This window comes from Stenotrophomonas sp. 704A1, assembly GCF_030549525.1.
Taxonomy (GTDB): Bacteria; Pseudomonadota; Gammaproteobacteria; order Xanthomonadales; family Xanthomonadaceae; genus Stenotrophomonas; species Stenotrophomonas tuberculopleuritidis.
In genome coordinates, this window is record NZ_CP130831.1 from 3,113,772 (window position 1) to 3,128,199 (window position 14,428).

The window sequence follows — 14,428 nt, forward strand, 5'->3', positions numbered from 1 at the left end:
TTCATCGCGCATGGGCCGTGCGATGAACGGGCAGCGCCGGGCCATGCCCGGCGAGCGCAGCGGCATCAGCCGCGCGCGGCCCACCACACGCGCAGCAGGGTGCGCACCGGCGTCGCTTCGATCGGCTTGCCTGCGGCCTGCGCGGCCAGCCGGGCACGCGCCAGGCTGGACCACACGCGGCGCGCGCGCGGGCCCGGCACGCGTGCGCCCCACCCCTTCAGCAGATGCTGCGCCCAGCGCTGCGTGGCGGTACTGGCATCCTCATCCAGCAGGCTGCGCGGCACCCCGGCCACGCCGGCGTCCTGCAGGCGCTGGGCCAGGGTCTGCAACTGGACGGCACGGCCCGCGCCTTTGCGCGGGGTGTCGTTGAACAGCACCGCTTCCACAGCGGCAACCGCGTCGGCGTAATTGGCCAGCGCGCGCTCGGCACTGGCCGCATCGAGCGCGACCGTGCGCGCCTCGACCAGATCCGGCAGAGTCTCGGCCAGCTGCGCCCACGGCGCGCGCACCGGCTCCAGCACGCGCCCCAGCGGATGGCGCGAGCGTTGCGCAGCCCAGCTGCGCAGCTCTTCGCCCCACCAGGCCAGCTTGGCGTCGGCCGGCAACGGATCGCCGCTGGTGTTGAGCATGTCATCGAATTCCTGCAGCAGCGCGAACCACGCCACCGCAAGGTCACGTTGCGGCTCGGCCACGAAGGGCGCGGCCACCGACCATTCCGGCCAGCGGCTGCGCCACTTGTCGAGGAAGCTTTCCAGCGCGGTACTGCTCACTACGTTGTTCCTTACGGCTGGGCCGGGGCTGCCGGCCGGGTCGGCCACAGACTGGCCCGTTGCAGAAGTGCGGGGTTGTCCGCCAGCACGTCGGCCTGCCAGGCCAGCGGGTCGTCGCTGTGCAGGCGATAGCCCCACAGCGCCGCGACCGACGGCATGGCCGCCGCGCGCGCGGCGATGATGTCGCGCTCGTCGTCGCCCACGTACACGCAGTCTTCGGCGGCGATGCCGATGGCCTGCGCGGCATGCAGCAGCGGCAGCGGATGCGGCTTGCGTTCGGCCAGGGTGTCACCACCGACCAGCACCGCGCAGCGCTGCTGCCAGCCGTGCTGCGGCAGGATCAAGCGGGCCAGGTATTCGGGCTTGTTGGTGACGATGCCCCATACGGTGCCGGCGTCGTCCAGCGCACCGAGCATGCCGGCCACGCCATCGAACAGCACCGCATGCTGGCCGATCAATGCTTCGTAGCGCTGCAGGAATTCCGGGATCAGCGCGTCGCGCGCAGCGGCATCCAGGTCCGGAAAGGCGGCCGAGACCATCGCCCGCGAGCCCTTCGACACCACCGGCCGCAGCACGGCCGGATCGACCGGCGCGCGGCCGCGTTCGGCGAGCATCGCATCGCAGGTGGCGACGAAATCCGGCGCACTGTCCAGCAGCGTGCCGTCCAGGTCGAACAGGACCGCGCGCGGGAAGCCTGCGCGGCTCATGCGGCCTTGACCGCGTGGGCCAGGTAGTTGATGTCGGTGCGGCTGCTCAGCCGTGCACGGTTGCGCCACGGCTCGTAGGCCATGCCACTGACATCGGCCAGTTGCAGGTCGGCCTCGCGCAGCCAGCGCGCCAGCTCGGCCGGCTTGATGAACTCCTGGTAGTGATGGGTGCCCTTGGGCAGCAGCCGCGCCACGTATTCGGCACCGACGATCGCCACCGCGAACGCCGCGGCAGTACGGTTGATGGTGGACAGGAACAGGTGACCGCCCGGCTTCAGCAGGCGCATGCAGGCCGCGATGATCGCACCCGGGTCGGGCACGTGCTCGAGCATCTCCATGCAGGTCACCACATCGAAGCTGCCGGCCTGCTCGGCGGCCAGATCCTCGGCCGCCTGTACCCGGTAGTCGACCGTGACGCCGCTTTCCAGCGCATGCAGGCGAGCGACCTTGACCAGTTCCGGGGCGAGGTCAATCGCGGTGACGTCGGCACCGGCCTGGGCCAGCGCTTCGCTCAGCAGGCCGCCACCGCAGCCGATATCCAGCACGCGCGCACCGCGCAGCGGCACGCGCTCGGCCACGTACTGCAGGCGCACCGGGTTCAGCGCGTGCAGCGGCTTCTGCGGGCCGTCAGCGTCCCACCAGCGGGTGGCCAGTGCGGCGAACTTGTCCAGCTCGGCCTGATCGAAATTGGAGGAAGCGTGAGGGGCGGTCATGAGGGAGTCCTTGCGGCGCCAAGGGTCAGGCGCGGATATGACGGATGCGCTCGCGCCACTGGCGCGCGTTGGCGATGATGCCCGGCAGGTCCATGCCGACCAGCTCGCGCTGCACCAGCTTCGGCTTGCCGGCGATCCAGACGTCGCTGACCTGCTGGCGGCCGGTGGCATACACCAGCTGCGACAGCACGTTGTGCAGCGGCTGGGTTTCCAGCGCGGACAGGTCGACGCAGACCAGGTCGGCCTGCTTGCCGACCTCGATCGAACCGATGCGCTCGCCGAAGCCCAGCGCGCGGGCGCCACCCAGGGTGGCGGCGCGCAGCGTGGTCGCCGCGTCCAGTGCCGTGGCATCGTTGGCGACGGCCTTGGCCAGGATCGCCGCGGTGCGGTTCTCGCTGAACATGTCCAGATCGTTGTTGCTGGCGCAGCCATCGGTGCCGATGGCCAGGTTCACGCCTGCGCGCTGCAGGGCGCAGGCCGGGCAGAAACCGGAGGCCAGCTTCAGGTTCGATTCCGGGCAGTGCACCACGCTGACGCCGCGCTCGGCGCACAGGTGGATCTCCGCATCGGTCAGCTGGGTCATGTGCACCGCGATCAGGCGGTCGTTGACCAGGCCGAGGCGGTCCAGCCGCGCCAGCGGGCGCTGGCCGTGCAGCTTGATCGAGTCGCTGATCTCCTGCGCGGTTTCATGGGTATGCAGATGCACCTGCATGTCGAGCTGGTCGGACAGCATCCGCACCCGCTCGAAATTGGCATCGTTGACGGTATACGGCGCGTGCGGCGCGAACGCGGTGCCGATCAGCGGATCGGTGCGCCACTGGTCATGCAGTTCACCGGCCTTGGCGAAGTACTCGTCGTCGGTCTTGGCCCAGGCGGTGGGGAAATCGATGATCACCGCACCGACCAGCGCGCGGAAACCGTGCTTCTTGTAGACCGCAGCCTGCACGTCGCCGAAGAAGTAGTTCTCGTTGGCGCAGGTGGTGCCGCCGCGCAGCATCTCGGCGATGGCCAGGGTGGTGCCGTCGGCGACGAACTCGGGGCCGATCACCGCCGCTTCCACCGGCCAGATGTGCTGCTGCAGCCAGGTCATCAGCGGCAGGTCGTCGGCAACGCCGCGCAGCAGGGTCATCGGGTTGTGCGTATGCGCGTTGACCAGGCCCGGCATCAGCGCGGCATCCGGGCGGCTCACCACCTGCGCGGCACGGAAGCGCGCGCGGGCCTCGGCTCGCGGCAGGATGGCGACGATTTCGCTGCCACGCACGGCCACGGCATGGTCTTCCAGCACCACCGCATGCGGCTCGATCGGTACGACATGACCGGCTTCGATGAGCAGGTCGCAGGCTTCGGGGAGGTGCGGGCTATCGCTCATGCGGGCTCACTTGGCTGTGGGGCGGCCTGATGGGAGGCGCCTGAGGGGAGGCGGTAGCGCCGGGCCGTGCCCGGCGGCTGTCCGTTGCGGCGTCACGGACGCCGGCAACGGGTTCCGGGCCATGCCCGGAAAGCCGAGCATGGCCCGGCCCTGCAGCAAGGTCGGCCTGCGGCCGGAACCTTACTTGACGCGCGAGGAGTATTCGCCCGAGCGGGTATCCACCTTGATGATTTCATCCTGGTTGACGAACAGCGGCACGCGCACCACGGCGCCGGTTTCCAGCGTGGCCGGCTTGCCGCCACCGCCGGAGGTGTCACCACGCACGCCCGGGTCGGTCTCGGTGATCTTCAGTTCGACGAAATTCGGCGGCTGCACGAAGATCGGCGCGCCGTTGAACAGGGTCACGATGCAGGCTTCCTCGCCCTTCAGCCACTTCTCGGCGCCGCCCATGCCGGCCTTGTCAGCCTGCACCTGCTCGAAGGTCTCCGGGTCCATGAAGTGCCAGTACTCGCCATCGCTGTACATGTAGTTCATGTCGGTGTCGACAACGTCGGCCACTTCCAGGTCATCGGTGGCCTTCATGGTCAGTTCCACCACGCGGCCCGAACGGATGAAGCGGTACTTCACGCGGGTGAAGGCCTGGCCCTTGCCCGGCTTCACATACTCGGTATCCGTGATGACCGCCGGTTCGTTGTTGACCAGGATCTTCATCCCGTTCTTGACGTCATTCATGCCCACAGTGGCCATGCTCAAGCTCCTCAAATGGCAAAACCGCCGCGGGTGCGGCGAGCCGGATAGAATGGAAAGCCCACCGGAAGCCGGTGGGCAACTGATTTATGCCCCCATGATAACCGCAGGCCCCGTCTCCATGCAGCTTTCCGCCTTCCCCCGGCCCCCGTCGCCAGGTGCGCCAGCGCGCTGGCAGCAGCTGTGGCGGCAGGCCCTGCGCGACCCGCAGCAGCTGCTGGCCCAGCTGGGCCTGGACGCTGCCGCGCTGGGCGTGTCCGAGGCGGCCATGGCGCAGTTCGCGCTGCGCGTGCCGCAGGGCTTCGTGGCCCGCATGCGCCACGGCGACGCGGCCGACCCGCTGCTGCGCCAGGTGCTGCCGGTCGACGCCGAGATGCGTCCGGCGCCCGGATTCAGTTTCGACGCGGTGGGCGACGGCGCGGCGAAGAAGGCGACCGGAGTCATCCAGAAGTACCGCGGGCGGGCCCTGCTGGTGGCCACCGGCAGCTGCGCGATCAACTGCCGCTACTGCTTCCGCCGGCACTTCGACTACGGCGCGGAAAACGCCGCCAAGGGCGGCTGGCAGGAGGCCGTGGCTGCCATCGCGGCCGACCCGGACATCGACGAGGTGATCCTGTCCGGCGGCGACCCGCTGTCGCTGGCCACCCACAAGCTGGCCGAGCTGACCGACGCCCTGCGCCGGATTCCGCACCTCCGCCGCCTTCGCATCCACACCCGGCTGCCGATCGTGCTGCCCGAGCGCGTGGACGAGGAACTGCTGGCGTGGCTGGGCAGCCTGCCCTGGCCGCTGGCGATCGTGGTCCACGCCAACCATGCCAACGAGTTCGATGCCGGCGTGGACGCCGCCCTGGCGCGCCTGCGTGGCCTCGGCGCCCAGCTGTTGAACCAGGCGGTGCTGCTGCGCGGGGTCAACGACAGCGTGCAGGCGCTGCAGGACCTGAGCGAGCGCAGCTTCGCCGCCGGCGTGCTGCCCTACTACCTGCACCAGCTGGACAAGGTGGAAGGCGTGGCCCACTTCGAAGTGGACGACACCCAGGCCAAGGCGCTGATTGCCGGCCTGACGGCACGCCTGTCCGGCTACCTGGTGCCGAAGCTGGTGCGCGAGCTGCCCGGCGACCCGAGCAAGCGCCCGGTGTAACTGGTCGTTGCCCGTCCTGCGCGGAGCGGCTGCCCGGCGGGAGCCTCCACGCGCGGCGGGGAGCTGCCGTCAGAGCCCCGATTCGATCATCCGCACCACTTCGGTGGCGGTGACCGGATGGCTCAGCCGATAGCCCTGGCCGAGGTCGCAGCCGCGCTGGGCGAGCAGTTCGAACTGCGCTTCCTGCTCGATGCCCTCGGCCACCACAGTGATGCCCAGCGCATGGGCCATGGCGATGATGGCCGTGGTCAGGGCCAGATCGTCCGGATCGCGCTGCATGTCGGCGACGAAGCTCTTGTCGATCTTGACCCCGTCCACCGGCACCTGGCGCAGGTGGCTCAGGCCGGAGAAACCGGTGCCGAAATCATCCAGCCAGACTTTCACCCCGGTGCGGTGCAGCTTGTCCAGCAACTGCGCGGCCACCATTTCATCGCCGATCACTGCCGTTTCGGTCAGCTCCAGGTGCAGGCGTGACGCCGGCAGGCCCGACTCGTGCAGGCACTGCGCCACCAGCGCCGGCAGTTCCCCGCCACGCAGCTGCCGCGGCGACACGTTGACCGAAACGAACAGCTCGTCACCGGCCACGCCGCGTGGCCATTGCGATGCTTCCATGCACGCCGCGCGCAGTACCTTCGGGCCGATGATCTCGATCAGGCCACTCTGCTCGGCCACCTCGATGAACACCGACGGCGGGATCGTGCCCAGGGTCGGGTGCTGCCAGCGCAGCAGCACCTCCACGCCCACCAGGCGGCGGTCGCGCATGCGGAAGATCGGCTGGTAGGCCAGCCGCAGTTCGCCGCGCTCCCATGCGCCGCGCAGCTCCTGCTCCATGTGCACCCGGCGCTCGACCGCATGGTCCATCGCGCGGCTGTAGTAGCGGTAGCAGTTCTTGCCGGCCATCTTCGCCTGGTACATGGCGATGTCACCGTTCTTCAGCAGCGTGGTCGCGTCGGCGGCATCTTCGGGGAACAGGGTGACGCCGATCGAGGTGCCCAGGAACAACTCACGCCCCTGCACCACCAGCGGCTTGCCCAGCTCGCGCACCAGCACTTCGGCCAGCAGCTTCGCATTGGCCACGACATCGCCATCACCGACCAGGATCACGAACTCATCGCCACCGAACCGCGCCAGCAGCGCGTCGTCGCCGCCGGCCTCGGCCACCGCGCGGCCGATGCGCTGGGCGAACTGCAGCAGCGCCTCGTCGCCGGCTTCGTGGCCCAGGGTGTCGTTGACCCGCTTGAAATCGTCGATATCGGCGAACAGCAGGCCCAGCCGGTGGTTGGAGGCTCGCGCCGCCATCAGCCGGTGGTCCAGCGCTTCGCGGAACGCCAGCCGGTTGGTCAGCCCGGTCAACGCGTCGGTGTAGGCCATGTGCCGCACTTCGCGGTCGTGGCGGGCAATCGCATCGCGCATGCGCGCAAAGCCACGCACCAGCTCGCCCACCTCGTCGTCGCGGGTGTTCTCCCGCAGGGGTGCCTGGTAATCGCCGGCCTCGATGCGGCGCGCCGCAGCGGCCAGGTCACGGATCGGCGCCACCAGGGTGCGCTGCACGTACAGGATCACCACCACCCCGATCACCACCAGCAGGCCCAGCATCAGCAGCAGCCAGCCCAGGTGCCGGCTGCCGACCTGCTGCAGGCGTTCGCCCAGGGTGGCATTGGCCGCCTGCTCGCGCTGCCGCACTTCATCCAGCGCCATGCCGACGCGGACGCCGCCGATGCGCTGCGGGCCCACCAGGATCGGCATCGTGCTGTCCAGCACCGAGGGCGACTGCTGTACCACCAGCGACCGCGCAGCCACCGCGCCGGCGGCCAGCGGGTCGGTCATCGGCCGGCCGGCACCGGCAACGCCGGCGCTGCCGTCATGCACCAGCCGGCCCTGCGCGTCGAACACCAGCACGTAGCGCACCACCGGCTGCCGCGAAATGCTGCGCACCAGCACCCCGATCTGGTCGCGGTCATTGTCGCGCAGCGGACCGGCCAGCGCTTCGGACAGTTCGCGCACCATGGCCTCGCCACGGCTGCGCACGCTGCGATCGAACAGTTCATGCAGCACGCCGCCACTGAGGCTCTTCACCTCGCTCTGCATGGCGGCCTGCCGCCCCAGCAGCACGGCGAGGATCGCGACCACCACCAGCATCGCCCCGCCCATTGCGAGCAGGAATCGGGTCTGCATCCCGGAGCCAAGCCATTTCATTGCACTTCCATCCGCACGCGCGCCAACCCTTGTTTCAATGCCGTCCACGGCAGCTGCACCTCGGCAGCACGGTGGACAGCGCAAATTCCCCGCAACCGGCGCCCCTGCAGGCACAGCAGCGGCCGTGCGCCACGCTCACGGCGGCGCTGGCACCCTGCTCCCGCCGCCGCAGCTGATTGCGTGGTTCCCTTGCCCCACCCCGGCACCGAACGATGCGCGCCCTGCACGGCCGGCGCGGCCAGCGCACGGCCTGCCGCCGGATCTGCGTCGTCGCGGCCCGGCGCGTACGCCAGCACCGATGCAGCACGCACCGGCACGGCCAGCCGCCGCCAGCCCAGGCTCAGCAGTTCCCCCTGCATTGCCTCATGCAGACCCGACACACGCATCATTCCCCCAGGGCATCCGGACAGACTACCCGAAAAAACGGGAACGTCGTCAGCCGTCCCTGCCGTCGTTCCGGGCCAGCCTTGCCATGCGCTGGGCGTCGGCAAGAATGCCGCGCAGCAGCCGCACTTCCTGCTCGCTCGGCTCGCTGCGCAGGAACAGGCGGCGCAGCTTGCGCATCGCCGATTCGGGGGCGCGCCCCTTGTGGAAATCGATCTCGTCCAGGGTGTCGCCCAGCTGGGCGAAGAAGCTTTCCATCTGCTCATGACTGGCCACCTGCTCGCGCAGACCGGGCTCGGTCGCCGCCACCGGCTGCGCGCCCAGCAGCTGCATGCGCACTTCATAGGCCAGCACCTGCACCGCCGCGGCCAGGTTGAGCGAACTGAATTCCGGATCGGACGGGATGTGCACGGCTGCATGGCACAGCTGCAGCTCCTCGTTGGTCAGGCCGGTGCGCTCGCGGCCGAACACCAGCGCCACCTCGGCGCCCTCGCCGGCCTTGGCCACCGCACGGGCAGCGGCATCGGCCGGCAGCAGCTCCTCCAGCTGCACCCGGCGGGCACGGGCGGTACAGCCCAGCACGAACCGGCAGTCGGCCACGGCCTCGGCCAGGGTCGCCACCACCGGCGCATCGCCGAGCACGTCCTCGGCGCCGGCCGAGCGTCGGAAGGCCTCTTCATCCAGGGGCTTCTCCGGCGCCACCAGCACCAGGCGGGCCAGGCCCATGGTCTTCAGTGCGCGGGCGGCGGCGCCCATGTTGCCGGGGTGTTGGGTACCGACCAGGACGAATCGGAGGCGGGTGGCAGCGGGAAACTGGGACATGAACAGGGAAAAGGTCGAGCTGGACGAAGACCAATGGTAAACTGTGCGGCCGGCCACTGCGCCGGACCCGCTCTTTTCCCCCGCCAGCCCTTCTCTTCTGCCTTTCCGGGAGCCCACGCCATGCAGAAACCCGCCGTAACCGTCATGGTCAAGGCCGCCCGCCTCGCCGGCAACGTCCTGTTGCGCAACATCAACAAGCTCGAGGCGCTGAATGTGGTGCAGAAGGGCCGCATGGACTACGCCAGCGAAGTCGATGCGGACGCGGAAAAGGTCATCGTCAAGGAACTCAAGCGCGCCTACCCCGAGTACGGCATCTTCGGCGAAGAGGGTGGCGTGCAGGGCGAGCGTCGCCACATGTGGGTCATCGACCCGCTGGATGGCACCAGCAACTACCTGCGCGGCGTGCCGCACTACTGCGTGTCGATCGCCCTGGTCGAGAACGGCGAGCCGACCGACGCGGTGATCTTCGATCCGCTGCGCAATGAACTGTTCACCGCCAGCCGCGGCGCCGGTGCCGTACTCAACGACCGCCGCATCCGCGTGGCCGAGCGCAAGGATCTGGAAGGCACCATGATCCACACCGGTTTCGCCCCGCGCGAGCGCGCCCGTGCCAGTGCCCAGCTGAAGTCGCTCGATGCGCTGCTGGTGCATGCCGAGGACGTCCGTCGCACCGGCTCCGCCGCGCTCGACCTGGCCTACGTCGCCTGTGGCCGCGCCGACGCCTACTTCGAAGCCGGGGTCAAGGCCTGGGACATCGCCGCCGGCGTGCTGCTGGTGCGCGAAGCCGGTGGCAAGGTCTGCGACTTCAAGGGTGCCACCCCGGCCCGCATGGACAACCGTGGCCCGGACACGCAGCAGATCGTGGCCGGCAACCTGAAGGTCGCCGAGTCGCTGCAGAAGGTGCTGGTCAACACCGGTTACGCGGCCGAGTTCGACGCGAAGTTCTGATCTCCGCGCAGACACGGTTGGCGGGACGGCACCTTCGCAGGTGCCGTTTTCGTTTGTGCGCCCACCCAGCGCTGGCGCCGCACCGTCAAGGTCACGAGCCACCGCGGCACGACGATGCCCGGTAGCGCCGGGCCATGCCCGGCGAGCGAAGCGGCCGCCAGCATGATCCCGCACCACCACTGCATATGCGCACAAACAGAAACGCCCGGCGCGGGGCCGGGCGTTCCTGCACTGCAGTGGGGTAGCGGAAACTTACGCCACCGTCGACGCCCGCAGCGCGGCGATGCGCTCTTCCAGCGGCGGGTGGCTCATGAACAGCTTCTTCGCGGTCGAGCCGGCAATGCCGAACGCCGCGATCTGGGTCGGCAGCGTGCTCTGGCCGTGGTTGAGCTGCAGGCGCTCCAGCGCCGCGATCATCTTCTGGCGACCGGCCAGCGAGGCACCACCGGCGTCGGCGCGGAATTCGCGGTGGCGCGAGAACCACATCGAGATCATGGTGGCGAACAGGCCGAACACCATTTCCAGCACGAACACGATGATGAAGTAGGCGAAGCCGCGGCCGCCGCCTTCGCGGTTGCCCGACAGCGCGCTGTCGATGACGCCGCCGACCACGCGGGCCAGCACGATCACGAAGGTGTTCAGCACACCCTGCAGCAGCGCCATGGTGATCATGTCACCGTTGGCAACGTGGGCGATCTCGTGGCCCAGCACTGCTTCGGCCTCGTCTTCGCTCATGTTGTGCAGCAGGCCGGTGGACACCGCCACCAGCGCGTTGTTGCGGTTGGCACCGGTGGCGAAGGCGTTGATTTCCGGGCCCTCATACACCGCCACCTCCGGCATGCCGATGCCGGCCGCCTTGGCCTGGCGCTCGACCGTGGCCAGCAGCCAGCGCTCGGTCGGGTTGCGCGGCTCGGTGATCACCACCGCACCGGTGGAGCGCTTGGCCATCCACTTGGACAGCAGCAGCGAGATGAAGGAACCCCCGAAGCCGAAGATGCCGGCCATGACCAGCAGACCGCTCATCGAACGGGAGTCCACACCCAGGATCGACATCACGATGCCGGCGAGGATCAGCACCGCAAGGTTGGTGGCGAGAAAGAGGGCAATACGGGTGAACATGGGAAATTCCGGCTCGGAAGGGGGCGATATCCGTCAATTTGCGGTGCAGTCAGCTTGAATTCAAGCGCCAACCTGACCGACGATTCAGGCTGCATGACCTCCTCTCTTCCCTGCGGCCGCTTCGCACCTTCGCCGACCGGCCTGCTCCACCCCGGCTCCCTGCTGGCCGCCTTTGGCAGTTGGCTGCTGGCCCGCCACCACGGCGGGCTGTGGCGGCTGCGCATCGAAGACGTCGACCCGCCACGCACGGTACCCGGCGCCGCCCACGCGCAGCTGCAGGCGCTGGCCGCCTTCGGGCTGGACCACGATGGGCCGGTGCTGTGGCAGAGCGAACGCGGCGCCGCCTACCAGGCCGCACTGGATCAGCTGCTGGCCGGCGGCCACGCGTTCATCTGCCACTGCAGCCGCAGCGACGTCGCCGCCGCCGGCGGCATCCACCATCACTGTGTCGCCCGGCAACCGCGACCGGACCCCGCCGTCCGCTTCCGCGTGCCACCCGGCAGCGTGGTCCAGTTCGTGGACGGCCTGCGCGGTCTGCAGCAGCAGGACGTGCATGCCGAGGTCGGCGACTTCGTGCTGCGCCGCGCCGACGGTTGCTGGGCCTATCAGCTGGCGGTGGTGGTGGACGACGCCGCGCAGGGCGTGTCCGAAGTGGTGCGCGGTGCCGACCTGCTCGACTCCACGGCCCGGCAGATCCTGCTGCTGCAGGCGCTGGGGCTGCCCGTGCCGCGCTACTGGCACCTGCCGCTGCTGCTGGATGCGCCGGGCCACAAACTGTCCAAGTCACTGGCCGCACTGCCGGTGGACAGCGCGCAGCCGCTGCCGGTGCTGCGCCAGCTCTGGCGGCTGCTGGGCCAGGCGCCGGCCGCGCTGGACCACGCAGCCGATCGCGATGCACTGCTCGCCGCCGCGCGGCGGGCCTTCGATCCCGGCCTGCTGCCACGCTCGGACATCCTGCTGCCGGCGGGCGCACTTTCCGCGCCGATGTTGCAGAATCCCCCTTCCCCCACCTGATACCCGGACAGCATTCCATGACATCTCGCGTCGCACTGGTCACCGGCGGAACCGGCGGCATCGGTACCGCCATCTGCCAACGCCTGGCCGACCAGGGCCACCGGGTCGCGACCAATTACCGCGACGAAGCAAAGGCGCGCGCATGGCAGCAGGCCATGACCGGACGGGGCTACCAGGTCGCGATCTTTCCCGGCGACGTCTCCGATCCGGACAGCGCCGAGGCGCTGATCCGGGCCGTCGAGGCCGAACTGGGCCCGGTCGAGATCCTGGTCAACAATGCCGGCATCACCCGCGACACCACCTTCCACCGCATGCGCGCGGAGCAGTGGCACGACGTCATCAACACCAACCTCAATTCGGTGTTCAACGTCACCCGCCCGGTCATCGAAGGCATGCGCCGCCGCGGCTGGGGCCGGGTCATCCAGATCAGCTCGATCAACGGCCTGAAGGGGCAGTACGGGCAGGCCAACTACGCCGCCGCGAAAGCCGGGATGCACGGCTTCACCATCTCGCTGGCCCGCGAGAACGCCGGCTTCGGCATCACCGTCAACACCATCTCGCCCGGCTATGTGGCCACCGACATGGTGATGGCCGTGCCCGAGGACGTGCGCGCCAAGATCATCGCCGACATTCCCACCGGCCGCCTCGGCAAGCCGGAGGAAATCGCCTATGGCGTGTCCTTCCTGGTGGCCGAAGAGGCCTCGTGGATCACCGGCAGCAACCTGGACATCAACGGCGGCCACCACATGGGCTGGTGAGCCGCGCCGCAGGGGCGGGCGAGCATTACCGCTGCCCCTGCCGATGGTCATGCTGCGCAGCACGCAACCCCTTGCTGCGCAACATTTTCCCCGCTGAAAGCCAAGCCTGGCGGGGGCTGAGGCGGTTGCAACGGCTGCTGCACTGCGCCATGCTGCGCGTCTACTGTGACGAGTACCGCTTCATGGCTGCGACCCGCATCATCAAGAAGTATCCGAACCGTCGTCTGTACGACACCGAGATCTCCAGCTACATCACCATCGAGGACGTGCGCCAGCTGATCCTCGACGGCGAAGACTTCGAAGTGCGCGACGCCAAGAGCGGCGACGACCTCACCCGCTCCGTGCTGCTGCAGATCATTGCCGACCAGGAGCAGGACGGCGAACCGATGTTGTCCACGCAGCTGCTGAGCCAGTTGATCCGCTTCTACGGTGACTCGCTGCAGGGCTTCATGGGCAACTACCTGGAGCGCAGCATGCAGGTCTTCCTGGACCAGCAGCAGCAGTTCCGCCAGCAGATGGGCAACCTGCTCGGGCAGACCCCGTGGGCGATGATGAACCAGCTGACCGAGCGCAACCTGGAGCTGTGGCAGGAGTTCCAGCGCAACATGGGCACCGGCTTCGGCGGCCCACGCCCGGGTGGCACTGGCACCGGTACCGGGACCGGTACGGCTGGCAAGTCGAACGAGCCAGGCAGCGGCACCGGCGGCAAGACCCGCCGCTGAAGCGAGCACGCCGGCAGATGTGGCAACGGCGCGCCCTGGGCGCGCCGTTCCTGTGTCCGGCCCAGCGCTGACGGGCGCCGATCTACTTCCTGCAGCCCTTGCAGACGCGCTCGACCTTGTAGCCCTTCGCCTTCAGTTTCTCGACCAGGCCATCGCTGCCGAGCAGATGCAGCCCTCCCACCACAACCAGGGTTCCGCCCTGCCCCGCCTGCAGGTACGGCGCCAGCTTGGGTAGCCAGGCATCGTTGCGGTCGGTGTTGATGCGCTGGTACAGCTGCGGATACTGCTGGCGCATCTCCACGCCCATGCGGTTCCACAGCAGGCGGTCATCACCACGGCGCCAGGCGTCATGCAGCATCTTCGCCTGTGCATCGCCCTTGCCGGCCTCGTCCAGCGCTTCGGACAGCATCTGCCGCTGCTCCTGCAGGCTCATGCCATCAAGCAGCGCGATCTGGCTGTTCATGTCCTCCAGCCCCAGCGTCTTCTTGCCGGCCTTCTGCGCCCGCTGCATGAAGTGACGGTCCAGGCCCAGTTCGGGGTCCAGGCCGAGTTTCTGCATCTGCCCGACGGTGATGGACAGGCCGACGAACCATGCCTTCATGCCCTGCAGCTGCGCCAGCGGCAATGCGTTCTGGGCCGCGTAGGCCTGCAGCTTCTGCCAGGTCGCCGCGTCCAGGTCACGCTTGAGCTCGCTGCCATCCTTGCGGATGGCGGCCTGCACCATCTGGCTGGCCATCTGCGGCGACTCCAGCTCTTCCGGCGTGACTTCGAACACCACGCGCTGCGCGGCATCGAACGCCTGCTCGACCTCGGCCGACAGCGGGTAGTCCTGCGGCTTGAGCAGATGGAAGGACCCGAGCAGGTACAGGCGGGCATCGCCGGCTCCGCTGACCTTCCACAGCAGTGGCACCGGTGCCTTGCCGGCGCCGGCCTCGGTCGGGGCGTTGCCCGCGCCGGCCAGCGGAGCGGCCATACAGGCCAGCAGCACGACGGCGCTGCGCAGCAGCCGTTTCATCGACAT

The 14,428-nt window shown here is 69.1% G+C and carries 15 protein-coding genes; 5 read left to right on the forward strand and 10 right to left on the reverse strand.

Annotated features, from left to right (window positions below):
* Positions 1-65: 65 nt before the first annotated feature.
* The 5 genes from Q5Z10_RS14555 to efp all read right to left on the reverse strand — a co-directional run bounded on the left by Q5Z10_RS14555 (position 66) and on the right by efp (position 4,306).
* Positions 66-770, reverse strand: a complete 705-nt coding sequence (locus Q5Z10_RS14555; protein WP_303636126.1) for an isoprenoid biosynthesis enzyme family protein — start codon at positions 768-770, stop codon at positions 66-68.
* A gap of 11 nt (positions 771-781) precedes the next feature.
* On the reverse strand, positions 782-1,477 hold the full coding sequence (locus Q5Z10_RS14560) for a phosphoglycolate phosphatase (protein ID WP_303636127.1): 696 nt from the start codon (positions 1,475-1,477) through the stop codon (positions 782-784).
* A complete protein-coding gene (gene ubiG, locus Q5Z10_RS14565) occupies positions 1,474-2,190 on the reverse strand; it encodes a bifunctional 2-polyprenyl-6-hydroxyphenol methylase/3-demethylubiquinol 3-O-methyltransferase UbiG (protein ID WP_303636128.1) in 717 nt (238 codons plus the stop codon). The genes Q5Z10_RS14560 and ubiG overlap by 4 nt, the downstream gene beginning before the upstream one ends.
* Positions 2,191-2,215: 25 nt before the next feature.
* A complete protein-coding gene (locus tag Q5Z10_RS14570; protein ID WP_303636129.1) occupies positions 2,216-3,559 on the reverse strand; it encodes a TRZ/ATZ family hydrolase in 1,344 nt (447 codons plus the stop codon).
* Between the two features lie 180 nt (positions 3,560-3,739).
* Positions 3,740-4,306, reverse strand: coding sequence for an elongation factor P (efp, locus tag Q5Z10_RS14575; protein WP_108750146.1), 567 nt, complete (start codon positions 4,304-4,306; stop codon positions 3,740-3,742).
* A 97-nt stretch (positions 4,307-4,403) separates the two neighbouring features.
* On the opposite strand from efp, the gene epmB reads away from it, so the two are divergent.
* A complete protein-coding gene (gene epmB, locus Q5Z10_RS14580) occupies positions 4,404-5,444 on the forward strand; it encodes an EF-P beta-lysylation protein EpmB (protein WP_303636130.1) in 1,041 nt (346 codons plus the stop codon).
* A 69-nt stretch (positions 5,445-5,513) separates the two neighbouring features.
* Here the strand turns inward: epmB and Q5Z10_RS14585 are convergent, their stop codons facing one another.
* The 3 genes from Q5Z10_RS14585 to Q5Z10_RS14595 all read right to left on the reverse strand — a co-directional run bounded on the left by Q5Z10_RS14585 (position 5,514) and on the right by Q5Z10_RS14595 (position 8,846).
* Complete coding sequence (locus Q5Z10_RS14585) at positions 5,514-7,640, reverse strand: putative bifunctional diguanylate cyclase/phosphodiesterase (RefSeq protein ID WP_303636131.1); 2,127 nt, start codon at positions 7,638-7,640, stop codon at positions 5,514-5,516.
* On the reverse strand, positions 7,637-7,999 hold the full coding sequence (locus Q5Z10_RS14590; RefSeq protein WP_303636132.1) for a hypothetical protein: 363 nt from the start codon (positions 7,997-7,999) through the stop codon (positions 7,637-7,639). The genes Q5Z10_RS14585 and Q5Z10_RS14590 overlap by 4 nt, the downstream gene beginning before the upstream one ends.
* Before the next feature lie 76 nt (positions 8,000-8,075).
* On the reverse strand, positions 8,076-8,846 hold the full coding sequence (locus Q5Z10_RS14595) for an RNA methyltransferase (RefSeq protein ID WP_303636133.1): 771 nt from the start codon (positions 8,844-8,846) through the stop codon (positions 8,076-8,078).
* A 120-nt stretch (positions 8,847-8,966) separates the two neighbouring features.
* Here Q5Z10_RS14595 and Q5Z10_RS14600 point away from each other — a divergent pair, with 120 nt between their 5' ends.
* Positions 8,967-9,794, forward strand: coding sequence for an inositol monophosphatase family protein (locus tag Q5Z10_RS14600; RefSeq protein ID WP_303636134.1), 828 nt, complete (start codon positions 8,967-8,969; stop codon positions 9,792-9,794).
* 252 nt (positions 9,795-10,046) lie between these two features.
* Here Q5Z10_RS14600 and htpX read toward each other — a convergent pair whose 3' ends face one another.
* Entirely contained in the window at positions 10,047-10,913 is an 867-nt protein-coding gene (htpX, locus tag Q5Z10_RS14605; RefSeq protein ID WP_303636135.1) for a protease HtpX, read from the reverse strand.
* A 93-nt stretch (positions 10,914-11,006) separates the two neighbouring features.
* Between htpX and gluQRS the strand changes: the two genes are divergently transcribed.
* From gluQRS to phaR, 3 genes are all read left to right on the forward strand, one after another.
* Positions 11,007-11,927, forward strand: coding sequence for a tRNA glutamyl-Q(34) synthetase GluQRS (gene gluQRS / locus Q5Z10_RS14610; protein ID WP_303636136.1), 921 nt, complete (start codon positions 11,007-11,009; stop codon positions 11,925-11,927).
* A gap of 17 nt (positions 11,928-11,944) precedes the next feature.
* Complete coding sequence (locus Q5Z10_RS14615; RefSeq protein WP_303636137.1) at positions 11,945-12,685, forward strand: beta-ketoacyl-ACP reductase; 741 nt, start codon at positions 11,945-11,947, stop codon at positions 12,683-12,685.
* A gap of 182 nt (positions 12,686-12,867) precedes the next feature.
* Positions 12,868-13,407 carry a polyhydroxyalkanoate synthesis repressor PhaR gene (gene phaR / locus Q5Z10_RS14620; RefSeq protein WP_303639196.1) on the forward strand — a complete coding sequence of 180 codons (540 nt, stop codon included), beginning with the start codon at positions 12,868-12,870 and terminating at the stop codon, positions 13,405-13,407.
* 82 nt (positions 13,408-13,489) lie between these two features.
* On the opposite strand, the gene Q5Z10_RS14625 is transcribed toward phaR, so the two are convergent.
* Positions 13,490-14,428, reverse strand: a complete 939-nt coding sequence (locus Q5Z10_RS14625; protein ID WP_303636138.1) for a TraB/GumN family protein — start codon at positions 14,426-14,428, stop codon at positions 13,490-13,492.

Bases quoted from the DNA above. Each gene is read 5' to 3' on its own strand.
- Q5Z10_RS14560 (WP_303636127.1), bottom strand. From the start codon at position 1,477: ATGAGCCGCGCAGGCTTCCCGCGCGCGGTCCTGTTCGACCTGGACGGC.
- ubiG (WP_303636128.1), bottom strand. From the start codon at position 2,190: ATGACCGCCCCTCACGCTTCCTCCAATTTCGATCAGGCCGAGCTGGAC.
- Q5Z10_RS14570 (WP_303636129.1), bottom strand. From the start codon at position 3,559: ATGAGCGATAGCCCGCACCTCCCCGAAGCCTGCGACCTGCTCATCGAA.
- efp (WP_108750146.1), bottom strand. From the start codon at position 4,306: ATGGCCACTGTGGGCATGAATGACGTCAAGAACGGGATGAAGATCCTG.
- epmB (WP_303636130.1), top strand. From the start codon at position 4,404: ATGATAACCGCAGGCCCCGTCTCCATGCAGCTTTCCGCCTTCCCCCGG.
- Q5Z10_RS14585 (WP_303636131.1), bottom strand. From the start codon at position 7,640: ATGAAATGGCTTGGCTCCGGGATGCAGACCCGATTCCTGCTCGCAATG.
- Q5Z10_RS14590 (WP_303636132.1), bottom strand. From the start codon at position 7,999: ATGCAGGGGGAACTGCTGAGCCTGGGCTGGCGGCGGCTGGCCGTGCCG.
- Q5Z10_RS14595 (WP_303636133.1), bottom strand. From the start codon at position 8,846: ATGTCCCAGTTTCCCGCTGCCACCCGCCTCCGATTCGTCCTGGTCGGT.
- Q5Z10_RS14600 (WP_303636134.1), top strand. From the start codon at position 8,967: ATGCAGAAACCCGCCGTAACCGTCATGGTCAAGGCCGCCCGCCTCGCC.
- htpX (WP_303636135.1), bottom strand. From the start codon at position 10,913: ATGTTCACCCGTATTGCCCTCTTTCTCGCCACCAACCTTGCGGTGCTG.
- gluQRS (WP_303636136.1), top strand. From the start codon at position 11,007: ATGACCTCCTCTCTTCCCTGCGGCCGCTTCGCACCTTCGCCGACCGGC.
- Q5Z10_RS14615 (WP_303636137.1), top strand. From the start codon at position 11,945: ATGACATCTCGCGTCGCACTGGTCACCGGCGGAACCGGCGGCATCGGT.
- phaR (WP_303639196.1), top strand. From the start codon at position 12,868: ATGGCTGCGACCCGCATCATCAAGAAGTATCCGAACCGTCGTCTGTAC.
- Q5Z10_RS14625 (WP_303636138.1), bottom strand. From the start codon at position 14,428: ATGTCGATGAAACGGCTGCTGCGCAGCGCCGTCGTGCTGCTGGCCTGT.